Genomic DNA, 15,254 nt, shown 5'->3' on the forward strand with positions numbered 1-15,254 from the left:
GCTTATGACCGTTGCCGTTCCCTCCGCGCACCCCGCCGGCCGCCCTCGCCGCAAACGCACCGACGAAATCGTCGACGCGCTCAAGCGCATGATCGTCGAGCATGGTCTTGGTCCGGGCGATCGCCTGCCGCAGGAGCGCGAGTTGATGGCCCAGTTCGCCGCCAGCAAGGGCACTGTGCGCGAGGCTCTCAAGGCGCTGGAAGTGCAGGGCCTCATCAGCGTCCGCACCGGCCCTGGCGGCGGCGCCTTCATCGAGCGGATGGGGGAGGGACGGGCGATGAGCCTGCTCTCCAACTTCCTGTTCGCCAAGAACCTGACGATCGCCAACATCTACGAGATGCGCAAGGCGCTCGAACCCTTGGTCGCTGCCAGCGCCACCGCCCACATCGATGCCGCAGGCTTGGCTCGGCTCGAAGCCATCATCGCCATTTACGACCATGAGCCGGCCGACGCCCAGGAGCGCTGGAACCAGCGCATGGCCGAGCTCGATTTCCACGGCGTCGTGGCCGAGTATTCCGATAACCCCATTCTCGCCTTCACCTGCCGTTTCCTCCAGCGTTTGCTCAAGGACCTGACAGTCGCACAGGACATCTATGTCCAGCCCGAGCCGGTGCAGCGCCAGAGCGGCATCCAGCATCAGCGCGACCTGATCGCCGCCATGCGCCGGCGCAACGCCGCTGCGGCACAGGCAATCCTCGCCGAACACATGGCGGAGGCGGAGCAGCACATGCTTGGCCTGCAGGCCAAACTCCACGACCGCTTCCTTGCAGATACCGAAGAACCCATACGCACCAGACGCCGACGGACCGCATGATCGACCTCGACTACCTGCACAATCGCCTGAGGGAACTGCTTCGCACCCCGAGCCCTGTCGGCATGACCGATCGTGCTGTTGCGCTCGTCGATGGATGGCTGCGCGAGCTGGGGCTGGAGCCCCGCTACACCCGCCGCGGCGTCCTCTATGTCGAGCTCGGCGAGGGAGCGCCTCGGCGCGCGGTGGCGGCCCATCTCGATACGCTCGGCGCCATGGTCACCGAGCTCAAGGACAACGGCCGCTTGTCGCTGCGCAACACCGGCACCTGGGCCGCTCGCTTCGCCGAGGGCGCGCGGGTTACTATCTTCTCCGACGCCATCACCCACCGCGGCACCATCCTGCCGCTCAAGGCCTCCGGGCATCGCTTCAACACCGACGTCGACACTCAGCCCGCCGACTGGGACAATCTCGAAATCCGCATCGACGCCGAACTGCACAGCCGCGAGGATCTCGTCGCTGCCGGCTTCAATGTCGGCGACATGGTCGCGGTGGACGCGCAGCCTGAGCGGGTAGGGGGCTTCGTCGTCTCCCGCCATCTCGATGACAAGGCCGGCTGCGCCGTGATCCTCGCCGCGCTCAAGTCCATCGTCGAGGGCGGACAGCTTCCGGAAATCCCGTGCCAGGTGATGTTCACCATTGCCGAAGAGATCGGCATCGGCGGCACCCACGGCTTCGGCCCCGAAGTCGAGGAACTGGTGGCGATCGACAATGCCGTCAGCGCGCCCAACCAGGCCTCGCGCGATGATTCGGCGACCATTGCCATGCGTGACCGCCAGGGGCCGTTTGACGCCGCCGTGACCCGCCACCTGCTGTCGCTTTGCGAAGAGCACGGCATCCCGCATGTCCGCGACACGTTCCGCCACTACCGCTCCGACAGTGCCGCCGCGGTGGAAGCCGGCTGGGATCTCCGTGTCGGCCTCGCCTGCTTCTCCCTCGACAGCTCGCACGGTTGGGAGCGCACCCACGAGAAGTCGCTGCTGGCGCTTGCACGTTTGGTGGTCGCCTACCTCCAGAGTCCTCTGGCGGTGAAGCGCTGAGTCTCTTCAGGCTCCCTGAGCAACTGAGGGCAGGGGCATCCGCTCCACTTCCTCCAGCACCTCGATCATGCCTGCAACATTGGCTTCCGCGATCATCCTGCCCTTCTCGGCAGTGGCCGAGGCGGCATCGCCGACGGCCCCGGACGGGTTGATGTCCGAAGCGATCCACGCATAGACGTGCCCGAAGGCGCCGGTCGGCCGCAGGTACCTGAACTGCTGTTCGTCGCGCGCCGCGATGGAAGCGAAGTTCTCCGCCCGCGCCATGTCCACCAGATGCGGCTTGAAATGGAGGATCAAGGACGTCTCTGCGTCACCGCCATGGATGCCGTGTCGGCGCTCCAGGTCCGTCAGGACCTCCGGAGGAGTGAACCGCCATCCGCTTTTCACCGCCAGCATGTCGGCGCGCACGCGCAATTCGCGAGCAACGATGCCCATGATCTCCTCATTGCCGCCATGGGAGTTCACGAACACGATCTTCCGCACCCCGGCACGCGCTACTTCGAAGCCGATCTGCGTCCAGGCGTCTATCAGGTTCGTGGCAGTATGGGTGATGGTGCCTTTCGCCCAGATGTGCTCGTTGGACTTGCCGATCGCCTGAACCGGCAGGATGCGGATGTCGAGTTCCGCCGGTGCGCGCTCCGCCAACAGCTCCATCATCGACGTGTTGATGATTGTGTCGGTACCCACCGGCAAGTGAGGGCCGTGCTGTTCCACGGCAGCAACGGGCAGGACGGCAATCGTCTTCGTCGCGTCGATGCTGTCGAAATCGCCGGCCGTGAAGTCGGTCCACCAGATCTTGCGGGTCACGGGTTTGCCTCTCTATCGGGACCCGCCGCGATTGCCTCGATTTCGACGAGGAACTCCGGTCGGGCGAAGCCCGAAACGATCATCAGGGTCGATGCCGGGTAGGGTGCAGAAAACAAGGCATTCCGCACGTCCATGTATGGCGCCAGGTGCTCGCGCGCGGTGACATAGGCGTTGATGCGCACGATGTCGGCCAGGCCAAGCCCCGCCTCAGCCAGGATCGCCGCGATGTTGTCGAAGCAGATTCGAGTCTGCCCACCGCAATCGGCCGGTATGCCGCCGTCAGCAGTAATGCCGAGTTGCCCGGAACAGAAGATCAGCTTCTGGCCGGCGGGCACCACGATCCCATGGCTATAGGGGGCGAATGGTGGGTGAATGCTGCTGGGTGTGAGAGGGCTGGCCATTTCGTCGCGGATGCTAGCGACAAGCTTTGCCGTCGCCTAGCCCCTTCTGCACGCATAGCAGGCATTCGCTCGAGGTGCCTATTTTTTGGCTTCACATTGAGGATGCGACGTTCAACAGTTGCTCGACGATTGCGCCGCACAGCAACCGACGGCCAACGTCAGGGGAACGCAAGCATGAGAGACGTGACTGCATTCACGACCGTCCTGATCGCCAGCAGCCTGGCTGCGGCAGGTACCATGGCCCAGGACAAGGTGACCTTCGCCAGCAACTGGCTCGCTCAGGCCGAGCATGGCGGCTACTACCAGGCCGTAGCTGACGGCACCTATGCCGAGTACGGTTTGGACGTGACGATCATGCAGGGCGGCCCGCAATCTCCCGGCAGGCCGCTGCTCGTATCCGGCCAGGTGCAGTTCTACATGGGCGGCGCAACGGGCGCGATCAACGCTGTCAAGGAAGGCATCCCGACCATCACCCTGGCGGCGATCTTCCAGAAGGATCCGCAGATACTGATGTCCCACCCCGGGCAGTTCGCGAGCTTTCCGGAGCTTGCGGGGGCGTCCAAGTACATTTTGGGAGCCGACGGTTTCTCCTCCTACTTCACCTGGATGAAGTCGCAATGGCCGGAGTTCGTGGACGAGAAGTACGAGCCGTATCAGTTCAATCCCGCATCGTTCCTGGCCGACGAGGAGGCCATTCAGCAGGGCTATCTCACCTCTGAACCCCTCGCCATCGAACGGGAGGCGGGCTTTGCTCCGGATGTCTGGCTGATCGCCGATCAGGGCTACACGCCCTATTCGACCACCATCGAGGCCATGCGGCCGTGGGTCGAGGAGAATCCCGACGTCGCCAAGCGCTTCGTCGAGGCCACGATCATCGGCTGGTACAATTATCTCTACGGCGACAACGCTGCCGCCAATGAACTGATCAAGGCCGACAATCCCGAGATGACCGACGACCAGATCGCCTACGGCATCGCCAAGATGAAAGAGTATGGCATTGTCGTCTCCGGCGAAGCCGAAACCGGCGGTATCGGCTGCATGACCGACGAGCACTGGAAGGGCTTCTACGACAGCATGGTAGAGGTTGGCGTGTTCGAGGCAGGCATCGACGTCACTCAGGCCTACACCACCGAATATGTGTGCCACGGCCTCGGCGTCGACCTCGCCAACTGATCTTCCCACCGGCGCAGCTCGATTGCCGCGCCGGCCACTGGCCAACCAGACTGCGCTCCCATTGACCGACACAACCTATGCCCCGGCGCCCGTGGTGCCACCGACCAAGCCAAGTCGCCCCGTGGTTTCCATGCGGGACGTGACCAAGCTGTTCTCCAACGGCACTTTGGCCCTCAAGGGCATGTCGCTCGACGTGCGACCGGGCGAGTTCATCTCGCTGCTTGGTCCTTCCGGCTGTGGTAAGTCCACCGCGCTGCGCATCATTGCGGGGCTTGGATCTCCGTCATCGGGAACGATCGACTGGCCCAGTTCTCCGGTGAACGCGAAGGGACTGCCGGAAGGCGACATCGGCTTCGTCTTTCAGGAGCCGACGCTGATGCCGTGGGCAACGGTGTTCGGGAATGTCCATCTGCCCTTGAAGCTGCGCGGGCAAGGCAAGCGCGAGGCCCGCGATGCGGTGATGGCGGGGCTGGCAAGCGTCGGACTGGCCGACTTTGCCGACTCCTATCCCCGTGAACTCTCCGGCGGCATGAAGATGCGAGTCTCCATCGCTCGCGCGCTCGTCACCCGCCCCAGGCTGCTGCTGATGGACGAGCCCTTCGCGGCCCTCGACGAGATCACCCGGCAGAAGCTCAACGACGACGTACTCCGGCTGTGGCGCGAGACCGGCATCACCGTGATTTTCGTTACCCATTCGGTGTTCGAGAGCGCGTTTCTCAGCAATCGGATCGTTGTGATGCGTGCCCGTCCCGGCCAGGTACATGCTGACCTGTCGATCGATAACGGCAGCGTCCGCGACGAGAACTACCGCACCTCGGAGGAATACCGCGCCACCACCGATCGTGTCTCACGCGCTCTTCAGGAAGCCATCATGATGGGAGCGAAGGCGCAATGACCGAGCTCGTCACGAACGCCGCTGAAGCCGGCACCGACAGTGCAGTTACAATCCCGGTACGGCGCGCCAGGCTCAGCGAGCGGGTGCTGAGCATCGTCGTGCCGGTCGCCATGGTGTTGCTCGCCATCGCTCTTTGGCAGGTGCACATCGTGGTCAACCAGGTGCCCCGCTACATCATGCCGGCGCCGATGGACGTAGCCATGGCGCTGGTCACCGACTGGCCGACCCTGCTGCCGTCCCTGCTGGTCACGATCCGCATCACGCTTCTTGCCCTCCTGATCGCGCTGGTGGGCGGGGTGGGCCTTGCCATCATCCTGGTCCAGAGCCGCTGGATCGAACTCGCGGTCTTTCCCTTCGCGGTGATCCTGCAGGTCACGCCGATGATCGCCATCGCGCCGCTCTTGCTGATCTATATGCCCGACACGCAGTCGGCACTGCTGACCTGCGCCTTCGTCGTTGCCTTCTTCCCGATCCTCTCCAACATGGTCGCGGGGTTAAAGAGCGTCGACCACAACCTGCTCAACCTGTTCGAGCTCTATGGCGCCAGCCGCTGGCAAACGCTGATCCAGCTCAAGCTGCCGTCTTCGCTTCCATATTTCGCCGCCGGCCTTCGGATCGGTGGCGGCCTCTCCCTCATCGCAGCGGTGGTGGCCGAGTTTGCCGCCGGCTCTGCAGGCAAGGGGTCAGGCCTCGCCTTCCGCTTGCTGGAATCCGGCTACCGCCTCAACTACCCGCGGCTCTACGCAGCCTTGGTCCTGCTGATGCTGACCGGCGTGACCATCTTCGCCATCACCTCTCTCATCTCCTGGCTGTTGCTGCACCGCTGGCACGAGAGTGCCCTGCGGCGGGAGAACTAGGATGCGGTTCACCATCCCCGCCGACGGCCACTACGTGCTCACCAACGCAGCGATACCGGAAGCGGTAATGGGCGACGCCAGTTCCGGCGCCCTCGCACTGGTCGATCTCACGGTCTCCGATGGCCTTGTGACCGCCATTGCGCCTGCCGGAACAGCGATCGGCCCTCACCGCGTAGACCTCCAGGGGAGCATCGTCCTCCCGACCTTCGTGGACATCCACACCCACCTCGACAAGGGTCACATCTGGCCGCGCCGTCAAAACCCCGACGGCACCTGGATGGGCGCCCTCCTGGCGGTCCTCGCCGACCGCCAGGCGAACTGGGCGGCACATGATGTCGAGCGGCGGATGGACTTCGCCCTGCGCTGCGCCTACGCCCATGGCACCGCCGCCATCCGCACCCATCTCGACATGGCGCCGCCCCAACACACCATCACCTGGGATGTTTTCCAGACCATGCGGGAGCGCTGGTCGGGCCGCATCGAGCTGCAGGGCGTGGGGCTCATGGGGCCCGATACCATCCTCGACAAGCCAACCCTTCGCGCCATTGCCGAGCGCACCAAAGCCGCGGGTGGCGTCTTGGGTGGCTCGAGCGCCGCTCACGCCGAGAACCCCACCATCATGCGCAACCTCATCGAGGTGGCAGGTGAGTTCGGGCTCGACATCGACCTTCACGCCGACGAGTCGCCCGACCCGGCCGCCAATGCCCTTGAGTGCCTCGCCGATGCGGTGCTCGAAACCGGATTCACGGGCAGGGTCATCGCCGGTCACTGCTGCTCTTTGTCCGTCCAGGACGCAGAAACTGCAAATCGCGTCATCGACAAGGTTCGGCGGGCACGAATAGCAGTCATTTCTCTGCCGATGTGCAACCTGTACCTGCAGGATCGCGACAATCGCGACGGCGTTCGCACCCCCCGTTGGCGCGGTGTCACCCTGCTCAACGAGCTGAAGGCCGCCGGCGTATCGGTCGCAATTGCCTCCGACAACACCCGCGATCCCTTCTACGCCTATGGCGATCTCGACGCCTTCGAGGTGCTGCGCGAAGGCGCCCGCATCCTCCACTTCGATCACCCGCAGGATGCCGCTTTCACTTGGGCCCGTGCCGTCGGCGCGGACGCTGCAGCGATCGCCGGCTTCAACTACACGGCTACCATCGCCCCAGGCGCGCCGGCCAATCTCGTTCTCTTCCGCGCCCGCAACTGGACCGAACTGATGTCGCGTCCGCACAGCGATCGCATGGTGCTGCGACATGGCGCTCCGATCGACACGACGCTTCCCGACTACTCCGAACTCGACGACCTGATGGGGGCAGCATGAGCATCGAGGCTTTCCGCGCCGAGCTGGGCGACATTCCGCAGGAAGACAATCCCCGCATCGTGCAGCAGCGCAGCCGCGACCACTACTGGTACTCGCCGGTGCTCAAGGCCAAGCTCGACCATGTCACGGCCGAAGTGGTGGTCTCCCCGCGCACCATCGATGAAGTGAAAACCGTGCTCCGCGCCGCCTTTCGGCACGACGTGGCGATCACGCCGCGAGGCGCAGGGACGGGCAACTATGGCCAGGCCATGCCCCTCGCTGGCGGCGCCATGCTCAACCTGATGAACATGGACAAGGTGCTCTCCATTGAGCCTGACCGCGTCCGCGCTCAGGCCGGCGCCGTGCTCGAAAAGATCGACCACGAGACCCGCCAAGCTGTGCGCGGCGAGCTGCGCTTTCATCCCTCCACCTACCGCATGGCCTCGCTGGGCGGGTTCATTGCCGGCGGCTCGGGCGGCGTCGGCTCGGTGCGCTGGGGTGGTCTGCGCAATCTCGGCAGCATTCTCGGCCTGAAGATCATCACCTGCGAGGCTGAACCGCGCGAACTCGACCTGACCGGCGAGGACATCCTCAAGGTCGCCCACGCCTATGGCACCAACGGCATCATCGTCGAAGCCGAAATGCCGCTGGCACCGGCGCATGACTGGGTGGACATGATCGTTGGCTTCGACGACTTCATTGAAGCCTGCCGTTTCGCTGAAGGCGTCGCCTTGCAGGACGGGCTCCTCGTCAAGGAAGTCTCCCCCTGCGCCGCGCCCATCCCGGGCTATTTCAACCGACACCAGCCCTACCTGAAGCAGGACCAGTCGGTGGTACTCCTGATGGTCGCGCCGGTGGCGGTTCCGGCATTGGAGTTGTTCATCAGCCATCATGCTGGCGATCTGCGGTTCCGCTCTGACAACGCCACCGAGGACGAACTGCGACGCCTCCCGCCGGTCTATGAGCTTGCCTGGAACCACACCACCCTTCGCGCGCTCAAGGTCGACCCGACCGTCACCTATCTGCAGACGCGCTATCCCACGGTTGAACACGTCCGCCGCATCGTGGATCTGCTCGGGGACGAGCTGCCGATGCACATCGAGATCACTCGCCAGGATGGCAAGGTGACCTTCGCCGGCCTGCCGCTGGTGCGCTACACCACCGAGGAGCGACTGGAAGAGATCATCCGCATCCACGAGGACAACGGCTGCGACGTCTTCAACCCGCATCGCTACACCCTTGAGGAAGGCGGCATGAAACGCACCGATCAGCGCCAGCTCGCCTTCAAGCGCGAGGCCGATCCCAAGGGCGTGCTCAACCCCGGCAAGATGGTCGCGTGGGAAAACCCGGACTTCGACTTCTCCGCCGGCAAGGCATGGCTGTTCGACGGGCTCAACCCGGTGCACGCCGCCTGATGCGCGTCCACGTCGTTCATGCCCACCCCGTCGAGACCAGCTTCAACCGCACCTTGTTTGAGGCCGTCGTAGAGGAGCTCGAAGGGGCCGGCCACGAGGTGGATGCGCTGAACCTCTATGAGGAAGATTTCCCCGCGGTGATGACGCGCCAGGAGCGCCTTGACTATCACGAGGTGCCGGGCAACCTCACGCCCCTGACGCGACCCTATGTCGAACGGTTACGGGCGGCGGACGGCCTTGTCGTGGTTCACCCCGTCTGGAACTATGGCTATCCCGCCATTCTCAAGGGCTATTTCGACCGCATATTCCTGCCGGGCGTATCCTTCACGCTCGAGAGTGGCGACCGCGGACGGATAAAGCCCGGCTTGTCCAACATTCGCAGGGTCGCCTTCGTCACCACCTATGGCGGCAATCAGTTCAGGACCTGGCTGATGGGCGACCCGCCGCGTCGCGTGGCAATGCGGTGGGGCTGGGCGACATTCCGCTCGCGCCCCAGCTATTTGGCCCTGTACGACATGAACAATCCCACGCCCGAGCGGCTGACGGACTTCCTGTCGAAGGTGCGGACGCAGATGCGAGCGTTCCGATGAAAGCCGCATGCCGTGCCCGGGTCTGTAGGGCCGAGCCCAACCGGGCGGCTTGCCGCTCTCATCATGGAAGTGCTGGAGGCCGGCGTGCCGCCGTTTGACGAGATGCTGAGCGCTGATGGGCAGGTGCGCGCGCCGTATGAAACGGTGAAGGCCTGGCTCGATCTCAAGACCCCTGCAGCGCTGGAAAAGAAGGCCCGTGACGCCGAAGGCGTATTCCGGCGCACCGGCATCACCTTTGCCGTCTATGGCGAAGAAGCCGCATCCGAGCGGCTGATCCCATTCGACATCGTCCCCCGCATCATCACCAGCCGCGAGTGGCGCTACCTGTCCCAGGGCGTCGAACAGCGGGTGATGGCGATCAACGCCTTCCTTGACGACATCTACCACCGGCAGGAGATCGTTCGCGCCGGGCGCATTCCGAAGCAGTTGATCGCGCAGAACGAAGCTTTTCTGCCCGAGATGATCGGCTTCCGCCCGCCCGGCAACGTCTACACGCACATCATCGGCGTTGACCTCGTGCGGACGGCCGAGAACCAGTTCTATGTACTGGAAGACAACGCCCGCACGCCTTCGGGCGTGTCCTATATGCTCGAGAACCGCGAGACCATGCTGCAGCTCTTTCCCGAGCTGTTTCAGCAGGTCAAGGTTCGCCCGGTCGAGAACTACCCGCAACTTCTACGCCAGTCGCTGGCCGCCGTCGCCCCAGCCGATCGAGCCAGTGAGAGGCCGACCATCGCCGTCCTGACGCCAGGCGTGCACAACTCCGCCTATTTCGAGCACGCTTTCCTTGCCGACCAGATGGGCGTCGAACTGGTGGAAGGAAGTGACCTCAAGGTGGTCGATGGCCGTATCGCCATGCGCACCACCCGCGGCTACCGCCCGATCGACGTTCTGTACCGGCGCGTCGACGATACCTTCCTCGATCCGCTGACCTTCCGGCCGGACTCCGCCCTCGGCGTCGCCGGCATCATGGATGTCTATCGCGCGGGCCGCATCACCATCGCCAATGCGCCGGGCACCGGCATTGCGGATGACAAGGCGATCTATTCCTACATGCCCGAGATCATCGAGTTCTATACCGGTCGCAAGGCGATGCTCGAGAACGTACCCACCTACCGGTGCGCCGAGCCGGATAGCCTCGATTACGTCCTGGAGCACCTCTCCGAACTGGTTGTTAAGGAGGTTCATGGCTCCGGCGGCTACGGCATGCTTGTTGGCCCTGCCGCCTCGCGCAAGGAACTCGAGGCGTTCACCGAGAAGTTGAGAGCAAGGCCGGCAAACTACATCGCCCAGCCCACGCTGGCGCTCTCGACGTCGCCGATCCTGACCGATGCCGGTCTCGCTCCCCGGCATGTCGATCTGCGGCCCTTCGTGCTGGTTTCCGACCGCATTCACATCACCCCTGGTGGGCTGACGCGGGTGGCCCTGACGGAGGGTTCGCTGGTGGTCAACTCCAGCCAGGGCGGCGGCACCAAGGACACCTGGGTGCTCGATGACTAGGGCAGGGGAGCGTTAGCAGATGCTCTTGGGAAGAACCGCAAGCGGCCTGTTCTGGATGCACCGCTATGTCGAGCGGGCCGAGAACATGGCGCGCATCGTCGACGCCGGCTTGCGCATGGCCCTCACACGAAGCTCGACTGCGCCGGAAGAGTGGTCCTCTGTCGTCCTCTCGGCCGGAGCCATGGAGGCCTTCAGAGCCAAGCACGACCGGTTCACGGCGGCGAACGTCTCCGATTTCCTGCTGCGAGATCGCGATAACCCCTCAAGCGTCATCTCCTGCCTCGAAGCCACCCGCTTCAATGCCCGAATGGTCCGCACGGCCCTCACCCGGGACGCCTGGGAGGCCGTCAACGAGGCCTGGATGGCGCTCAAGAGTGCCCTGAGTGCTCCAGTGCCGGAAAGCGAACTGCCGCCCCTGCTCGACCATATCAAGCGCGAGGCATCCCTGATCCGCGGTGCTTTCCACGGCACCATGCTGCGCAACGAGATCTTCAATTTTTCCCGGATCGGCACGTTCATCGAGCGAGCCGACAACACCTCGCGCATCCTCGACGTCAAATATTACGTGCTATTGCCGGCCGCCTCATATGTGGGGGGCGCGATGGACAACCATCAGTGGGAGTCGATCCTGCGGTCGGTGTCTGCGCACCGCTCCTATCGCTGGGTCTACGACACCCAGTATACGCCCGCGCAGATCGCCGAATACCTCATCCTCGACAGCCGGATGCCCCGCTCGCTGCACTTCTGCTACCGCAACATCGCCGAAAATCTGGAGTTTTTGGCCCAGGAGTACGGTACGCGGTTGTCGTGCCACGACATATCCTCGCGAACCCTCGCCTCGATCGGCGGCAAGCAGATTCAGGCCATCTTCGATTTCGGCCTGCACGAGTTTCTCACCGACTTCATTTTCCAGAACAACAGGCTCGCGGCCGACATCGGCCGCGCCTACAACTTCGATTGACCGGCCGTGCTGCTCTCCATCAGCCATACCTCGACCTACCGCTACGACCGCCCGGTCAACTATGCGGTCCAGAGGCTGCGCCTTTGGCCACGCAGCTCGAGTGTTCAGACTGTAGAGGACTGGAAGGTTGAGGTGGTGGGCGCCACCTCGGAACTCTTCTATGATGATGCCTTCGCCAACCGGACCGAGTTGTTGCGCTCAGAGCCGGACACCTCCGAGATCGTGATCCATGCCAGCGGCCAGGTTACCACCAAGGACACCGCAGGCGTGTTCGGCCGGGGAATAGGCGTTGCGCCCCTGTGGGTCTTCCTTCGGCAGACGCCTCTGACAGCCGCCGGCGAAGCTGTGAAGGCCTTGGTTCAGCCTTTGGCCGGCATGTCCGACACCCTCGACCAGTTGCATCGGCTGAGCCGCGATACCGGCGAGCGCGTGGCCTATGTTCCGGGGAGTACGGACGTTGCCACCCCAGCCGAAGCAGCCCTGGTGAACGGCAGCGGCGTCTGCCAGGACCACGCTCACATCTTCATCGCAGCCGCGCGTCTGCTGGGCGTGCCGGCACGCTATGTTTCTGGGTACCTGCTGATGGAGGGGCAGTCGGAGCAGACCGCCACCCATGCCTGGGCCGAGGCCTATGTGGAAGACCTGGGTTGGGTCGGCTTCGATGCGGCGAATGGCGTGGCGCCGGATGAGAAATATGTGCGGATCGCCTGCGGGCTGGACTACAGCCAGTCCGCGCCAATCACGGGTCTGCGCAGCGGATCGTCCGCGGAGTCGCTTGCGGTAGCGCTCAATGTAGAGCAGTAAGCACGGCGCTCAGACACTCGGAACAGCATGACCTACTGCGTTGGATTGAAGACGGACCAAGGCCTGGTGTTCATGTCCGACACCCGGACCAATGCCGGCCTCGACAACATTTCCACGTTCTCCAAGATGCGGACCTGGGAGGTGCCGGGGGAGCGGGTGATGGTGCTTCTATCGGCAGGAAATCTCGCGACGACCCAGGCGGTCACGAGCATTCTCGACGAGCGCTCCAAGGCACCCGACGAGCGCAATCCAAGCCTGCTGGATACACCTTCCATGTTCCAAACCGCGCGCCTGATCGGCAGTGTGGTCAAGGAGGTGATCCGCGATGCCGCGCCCGCAGGGCAGACTGCGGATGCCTTCGCCGCCTCGTTCATCCTGGGCGGCCAGATCAAGGGTGGCGAGCCGCGCCTCTTCTACATCTACCCCGAGGGTAACTTTATCGAATCCTCGGCGGATACGCCGTTCTTCCAGGTGGGCGAGCACAAATACGGCAAGCCGATCCTGATCCGCGCCTACGATCCGTCGATGAGTTTCGAAGATGCGATCAAGCTGTTGCTGGTGTCCTTCGACTCGACCCTGAAATCCAACCTCTCCGTTGGCCTGCCACTCGACATGCAGATCTACGAGAGCGGCAGCCTGCGGCTCGGCCCCAGCCGGCGCTTCGAGCGCGACGACCCTTATTACCTCGCCATCTCGGAGGGCTGGTCCGAGGCGCTCAAGGCGGCATTTCACCGCCTGCCGCCGTTCAAGTAGCGCTGTAAGATTCCCGGCGAACGTCTAGGCCGGACTCATCGTCAATGTGAAACGGAACTGGACCGTACCCTCCCACCACATTGGGAAGTTGGTGCCCCACTTGTTGTTGTAGAGGTTGAACCGTACGCCGTCGAAGACCGGCCGTTGCCGCTGATAAGGCAGGAAGGGCGAGGCGGCCGGCGCGACCAGAGCGGCATCAAGTGGGACGACGGCAATCGAGTGTGCGGCGGCACTGGTGCGCACCGCTTCCACGGCCTGCAACTGCCCGCCGGCCTGCTCGACGATGTTGCCGGCGTCGTTCCAGAGCCCGAGCTTTTGCAGACGCCAGTCTGTTGCACCGGCCGGAGTGAAGTGGAAAAAACCCGCCTCCGGCGTACGGTTAGCGGGCTTGTCCCGCAGGATCAGGGTTAAGTCGGCGGTGCTGGAATCGAGGCCGCGGAGGCGGATCTCCAGGGTTTCCGGGGCGCCGAGGAGGGTGGTGGCGGGGTCGGGGAGGCGGGCGATGGCGGTGTTGCCGGCGACGCCGAGGTGTTGGGGGGTGAACCGGTCGGTACGGGCGGTGCGGGCCCGGTCGAGGCCCGGCTTGTCGTGGTCGAGGATGGCCCATTCCTCGCGGTGCTGCAGGTAGGAATCTAGATGCTCCTGCAAGGATTTGTGGTCGTAGCTTTCGTGCCGGTAACCGGCGAGTGACCCGTTTGCCCCGTGGATTTGCCAGCCGGCGGGGGAGGTCAGGGAGAGGATGTCGCCGGTCTCGGCAGAGAGTTCGGCACGCCAGCCGCCATGCTCGATGGTGGTGCCGGTAACCGGCTCGACAGCAACTGGCGGCAGCAATTCGGACAGCTTTCCGTTACCCGTAGCGGCGTCATCGGCAGCAAGATGCGACAAAGCGGCTGTCAAATAGTCACGCTGCTCCTGCCAGGACTGTTCCGTGTAGGCGAAGCGGTAGTCCGAAGCCCGTGCCTGCTCGAAATCCGTCCGGTCCCAGGCGGTGGTGTCCCGGAGATAGGTCTTGATGTCGACGCCCCAGGTGTGCTCGGCGACCATGGTCAGCCCGCGGCCGAAGGCGCGCCGCTCCGGGGTCAGGTTTTCGGCGAAGCCGTCATAGAGCCGCTGCAGCGCCCGGAACTGGGCGAGCTTGATCGGGTCGCTGGCGGCGCCATGGATCCAACTGTCGCCGATCTCTTCGGTCACCACCGGAAAGGTGTCGCGACGCTCCCACATCAAGGCGCCGAAGGCGTCCAGGGTAGAGGCGGTGATCTCGGCCTCGGGATTGGCATGATGGAGGTGGCGCAGGACCTCCACGGTCTGGGCGACGCTTTGTGGGCCGATATTGTCGGCCGTGTGGGCGAAGCTGATGCCGATGTCGCCGCCGGCGGGGAAGTCGGTGCCGCCATAGGAATTCTGGTACATCACCACCAGCTCGCTGCCATCGGTCGCGCGCCAGCGGAAGATCGGCGGCACGGCCGGCACGGGGCTGGCAGTGTTGACGCCGAGGTGGAGGAAGCGAATGCCGGCCTCGGCCATGAGCGGCACCATGCCGAGAGTGTGGCCGGGCACGTCGGTCATCTTGGCGGCGATGGTCTTGCGGCCGAAGCGCTGGTCCAGTTCCTGCCCGAAGCTGAGGGCGGCGCGGAAGAGGGCAGGGGACATCAGTTCGGTATGGGTGGTGAAGGGCAGGGCGTGCCAGGTGATCAGGCCCCGCTCGATGGCGCGCTCCAGCCGCCGCACCTGCTCGGGCTCCTGCGAGTTGAGGTGATCCCAGATCAGCCAGGCACCGGTGGTCCAGATGAAGGCGGGCCGCTCCGGGTTCTCGTTGAAGAAGTGCTCCCCGGTGCGGATCGCCTGGGGGATGAACTGCTCGTGGTACTGCCGGCGGACCCTGGCGGCATGATCGGTGAAGCCGATGTCGAGATGGGTCTTGAAGATCAGGTGGATATGCTTGGAGGTCATGAA

15 protein-coding genes are annotated in these 15,254 nt (G+C 64.2%); 12 read left to right on the forward strand and 3 right to left on the reverse strand.

The annotated features are described in order from the left end of the window. Positions 1–4 precede the first annotated feature (4 nt). Together ACFSX5_RS16515 and ACFSX5_RS16520 are read left to right on the forward strand one after the other, a co-directional pair. Complete coding sequence (locus tag ACFSX5_RS16515) at positions 5–814, forward strand: FadR/GntR family transcriptional regulator (RefSeq protein WP_386834921.1); 810 nt, start codon at positions 5–7, stop codon at positions 812–814. Next, a complete protein-coding gene (locus ACFSX5_RS16520) occupies positions 811–1,851 on the forward strand; it encodes an osmoprotectant NAGGN system M42 family peptidase (protein ID WP_386834922.1) in 1,041 nt (346 codons plus the stop codon). The genes ACFSX5_RS16515 and ACFSX5_RS16520 overlap by 4 nt, the downstream gene beginning before the upstream one ends. Positions 1,852–1,857: 6 nt before the next feature. Here the strand turns inward: ACFSX5_RS16520 and ACFSX5_RS16525 are convergent, their stop codons facing one another. After that, positions 1,858–2,658 carry a creatininase family protein gene (locus ACFSX5_RS16525; RefSeq protein WP_386834923.1) on the reverse strand — a complete coding sequence of 267 codons (801 nt, stop codon included), beginning with the start codon at positions 2,656–2,658 and terminating at the stop codon, positions 1,858–1,860. After that, a complete protein-coding gene (locus ACFSX5_RS16530) occupies positions 2,655–3,059 on the reverse strand; it encodes a RidA family protein (RefSeq protein ID WP_386834924.1) in 405 nt (134 codons plus the stop codon). The genes ACFSX5_RS16525 and ACFSX5_RS16530 overlap by 4 nt, the downstream gene beginning before the upstream one ends. 174 nt (positions 3,060–3,233) lie before the next feature. Between ACFSX5_RS16530 and ACFSX5_RS16535 the strand changes: the two genes are divergently transcribed. The 10 genes from ACFSX5_RS16535 (at position 3,234) to ACFSX5_RS16580 (ending at position 13,301) form a co-directional block, all read left to right on the forward strand. Beyond that, positions 3,234–4,232 carry an ABC transporter substrate-binding protein gene (locus tag ACFSX5_RS16535; protein ID WP_386834926.1) on the forward strand — a complete coding sequence of 333 codons (999 nt, stop codon included), beginning with the start codon at positions 3,234–3,236 and terminating at the stop codon, positions 4,230–4,232. Positions 4,233–4,293: 61 nt separating this feature from the next. Beyond that, positions 4,294–5,127, forward strand: coding sequence for an ABC transporter ATP-binding protein (locus ACFSX5_RS16540; protein ID WP_386834927.1), 834 nt, complete (start codon positions 4,294–4,296; stop codon positions 5,125–5,127). Beyond that, positions 5,124–5,984: an ABC transporter permease gene (locus ACFSX5_RS16545; RefSeq protein WP_386834929.1), complete on the forward strand. Its 861-nt coding sequence runs from the start codon at positions 5,124–5,126 to the stop codon at positions 5,982–5,984. The genes ACFSX5_RS16540 and ACFSX5_RS16545 overlap by 4 nt, the downstream gene beginning before the upstream one ends. Before the next feature lies 1 nt (position 5,985). Beyond that, positions 5,986–7,299 (forward strand): cytosine deaminase, encoded by a 1,314-nt coding sequence (locus tag ACFSX5_RS16550; RefSeq protein ID WP_386834930.1) that lies wholly within the window; start codon positions 5,986–5,988, stop codon positions 7,297–7,299. Then, on the forward strand, positions 7,296–8,693 hold the full coding sequence (locus ACFSX5_RS16555; protein WP_386834931.1) for an FAD-binding oxidoreductase: 1,398 nt from the start codon (positions 7,296–7,298) through the stop codon (positions 8,691–8,693). The genes ACFSX5_RS16550 and ACFSX5_RS16555 overlap by 4 nt, the downstream gene beginning before the upstream one ends. Then, a complete protein-coding gene (locus ACFSX5_RS16560) occupies positions 8,693–9,283 on the forward strand; it encodes an NAD(P)H-dependent oxidoreductase (RefSeq protein ID WP_386834932.1) in 591 nt (196 codons plus the stop codon). The genes ACFSX5_RS16555 and ACFSX5_RS16560 overlap by 1 nt, the downstream gene beginning before the upstream one ends. An 84-nt stretch (positions 9,284–9,367) precedes the next feature. Further along, positions 9,368–10,783 carry a circularly permuted type 2 ATP-grasp protein gene (locus ACFSX5_RS16565; protein WP_386835669.1) on the forward strand — a complete coding sequence of 472 codons (1,416 nt, stop codon included), beginning with the start codon at positions 9,368–9,370 and terminating at the stop codon, positions 10,781–10,783. A gap of 19 nt (positions 10,784–10,802) precedes the next feature. Beyond that, positions 10,803–11,744, forward strand: a complete 942-nt coding sequence (locus ACFSX5_RS16570; RefSeq protein WP_386834934.1) for an alpha-E domain-containing protein — start codon at positions 10,803–10,805, stop codon at positions 11,742–11,744. Between the two features lie 6 nt (positions 11,745–11,750). Continuing rightward, positions 11,751–12,548 carry a transglutaminase family protein gene (locus tag ACFSX5_RS16575; protein WP_386834936.1) on the forward strand — a complete coding sequence of 266 codons (798 nt, stop codon included), beginning with the start codon at positions 11,751–11,753 and terminating at the stop codon, positions 12,546–12,548. A gap of 27 nt (positions 12,549–12,575) precedes the next feature. After that, a complete protein-coding gene (locus ACFSX5_RS16580) occupies positions 12,576–13,301 on the forward strand; it encodes a peptidase (protein WP_386834937.1) in 726 nt (241 codons plus the stop codon). A 24-nt stretch (positions 13,302–13,325) separates the two neighbouring features. Here the strand turns inward: ACFSX5_RS16580 and ACFSX5_RS16585 are convergent, their stop codons facing one another. Continuing rightward, positions 13,326–15,251 carry a DUF5054 domain-containing protein gene (locus tag ACFSX5_RS16585; RefSeq protein ID WP_386834938.1) on the reverse strand — a complete coding sequence of 642 codons (1,926 nt, stop codon included), beginning with the start codon at positions 15,249–15,251 and terminating at the stop codon, positions 13,326–13,328. Between the last annotated feature and the right edge of the window lie 3 nt (positions 15,252–15,254).

It is taken from the genome of Devosia albogilva (assembly GCF_042685625.1).
GTDB classification, from domain to species: domain Bacteria; phylum Pseudomonadota; class Alphaproteobacteria; order Rhizobiales; family Devosiaceae; genus Devosia; species Devosia albogilva.